This is a genomic window from Ruegeria profundi (assembly GCF_049800715.1).
In the GTDB taxonomy this organism is placed as follows: domain Bacteria; phylum Pseudomonadota; class Alphaproteobacteria; order Rhodobacterales; family Rhodobacteraceae; genus Ruegeria; species Ruegeria profundi_A.
The window spans coordinates 1-2,500 of sequence record NZ_JBNAFO010000005.1; the positions used below are offsets into that span (position 1 = coordinate 1).

At 54.3% G+C, this 2,500-nt stretch carries 1 tRNA gene and 2 rRNA genes (1 of these 3 cut by a window edge); all 3 read right to left on the reverse strand.

Annotation, left to right across the window (positions count from 1 at the left end):
• Window positions 1-2: 2 nt before the first annotated feature.
• A tRNA-Met gene (locus ACP15L_RS09625) sits at window positions 3-79 on the reverse strand.
• Window positions 80-203: 124 nt separating this feature from the next.
• A 5S ribosomal RNA gene (gene rrf / locus ACP15L_RS09630) occupies window positions 204-318 on the reverse strand.
• A 179-nt stretch (window positions 319-497) separates the two neighbouring features.
• Window positions 498-2,500: ribosomal RNA gene (locus ACP15L_RS09635) — 23S ribosomal RNA — on the reverse strand (it continues 827 nt past the right edge of the window).

Genomic DNA, 2,500 nt, shown 5'->3' on the forward strand with positions numbered 1-2,500 from the left:
GCTGGTTGCGGGAGCAGGATTTGAACCTGCGACCTTCAGGTTATGAGCCTGACGAGCTACCGGGCTGCTCCATCCCGCGACACTTTGCGTTGGTCTACCGCCTATTCGGCTACTTGAGACCATTTGTTGGCCTACCGCTTACGCTACTTGAGGCCGTGTAGTGTTCTTCTGATCGTATTAGAGAGACTGTGGGCTTTTACTAGGTTTGGCGGTGACCTACTCTCCCGGGGCTTAAGCCCAAGTACCATTGGCGCGGCAGTGCTTAACTTCCGGGTTCGGGATGGGACCGGGTGTTTCACTTGCGCTATGACCACCAAACCGAGGAAAAGCCCATGTTGACTTTCTTGCTGTGCAAGAAAGCGACGAGGTGGCAGTTAGCGTATGTGCGTTGCCACTCGGTTGTGTTTTCAATCAACATCGCGGCTTGGCGCTACGACGTCATCCATTGTCAAGGTCGGTGTATGCTTTTGGTTTGATTTGTCTTTCTGTTACTGGATCAAATCAAGCCTATCGGGCGATTAGTACCGGTCAACTGAACGCATTACTGCGCTTACATCTCCGGCCTATTGACGTGGTGGTCTTCCACGGCCCTCAGGGAGACCTTGTTTTGAGGGGGGCTTCCCGCTTAGATGCCTTCAGCGGTTATCCTGTCCGATCATAGCTACCCAGCACTGCCGTTGGCACGACAACTGGTCCACCAGTGGATCGTTCACCCCGGTCCTCTCGTACTAGGGGCAACTCCTCTCAAGTCTCCTACACCCACGGCAGATAGGGACCGAACTGTCTCACGACGTTCTAAACCCAGCTCACGTACCTCTTTAAACGGCGAACAGCCGTACCCTTGGGACCTGCTCCAGCCCCAGGATGAGATGAGCCGACATCGAGGTGCCAAACACTGCCGTCGATATGGACTCTTGGGCAGTATCAGCCTGTTATCCCCGGCGTACCTTTTATCCGTTGAGCGATGGCCCTTCCACTCGGGACCACCGGATCACTATGGCCGTCTTTCGACTCTGCTCGACTTGTCAGTCTCGCAGTCAGGCTGGCTTCTGCCATTGCACTCAACGAGCGATTTCCGACCGCTCTGAGCCAACCTTCGCGCGCCTCCGTTACGCTTTAGGAGGCGACCGCCCCAGTCAAACTACCCGCCACGCAGGGTCCCGGGTCCGGATAACGGACCGCGGTTAGACATCAAGAGTGCGAAGGGTGGTATCTCAAGGGAGGCTCCACGGATACTTGCGTTTCCGCTTCAAAGCCTACCACCTATCCTGCACATCACAATCCTGATGCCAGTGCGAAGCTGTAGTAAAGGTGCACGGGGTCTTTCCGTCTAACCGCGGGAAGCCTGCATCTTGACAGGCAATTCAATTTCGCTGAGTCGATGTTGGAGACAGCGGGGAAGTCGTTACGCCATTCGTGCAGGTCGGAACTTACCCGACAAGGAATTTCGCTACCTTAGGACCGTTATAGTTACGGCCGCCGTTTACCTGGGCTTCAATTCAAGGCTCTCACCTCTCCTTTTAACCTTCAGGCACCGGGCAGGCGTCAGACCCTATACGTCGTCTTGCGACTTCGCAGAGCCCTGTGTTTTTAATAAACAGTCGCCACCCCCTGGTTTGTGCCCCCAGCCCCTAGTTGCCTAGGAACCGGGCCTCCTTCTCGCGAACTTACGGAGGTATTTTGCCGAGTTCCTTCAACATCGTTCTCTCAAGCGCCTTGGTATGCTCTACCAGTCCACCTGTGTCGGTTTAGGGTACGGTCTGATGGAGGGCTATTTCCAGGAACCACTCAGCAGCCCAATCAATCCGATAAGATTGAACTACACCTGTGATCCGTCACATCCTCCTGGCCTAGGAATATTAACCTAGTTCCCATCGCCTACGCCTTTCGGCCTCGGCTTAGGGGCCGGCTTACCCTGCTCAGATTAGCTTTAAGCAGGAACCCTTGGACTTTCGGCGAGAGTGTCTCTCACACTCTTTGTCGCTACTCATGTCATCATTCTCACTAGTGATCTCTCCACCGGATGGCTCACGCCCCGGCTTCATCGAAAGAACTCGATCCGTCATTACATCCAGGTGGATGCAAATACGGATGAGTTCTATGTCACACTACGCTCTGCTACCGATGCTTACGCATCCCTAGACTTCGGCTCATGGCTTGAGCCCCGTTACATCTTCGCCGCAGGACAACTTATTTAGACCAGTGAGCTGTTACGCTATCTTTAAAGGATGGCTGCTTCTAAGCCAACCTCCTGGTTGTTTTGGTCGTCCCACCTGCTTTCCCACTTAGCCATGAATTGGGGGCCTTAGTCGTAGGTCAGGGTTGTTTCCCTCTCCACTACGGACGTTAGCATCCGCAGTGTGTCTGCCATCTAGTACTCCCGGGTATTCGGAGTTTGGTTAGGATCAGTAAGCCTGTGGGGCCCCATTACCCATCCAGTGCTCTACCCCCCGGGGTATTCGGATGACGCTCTACCTAAATAGATTTCGCAGAGAACCAG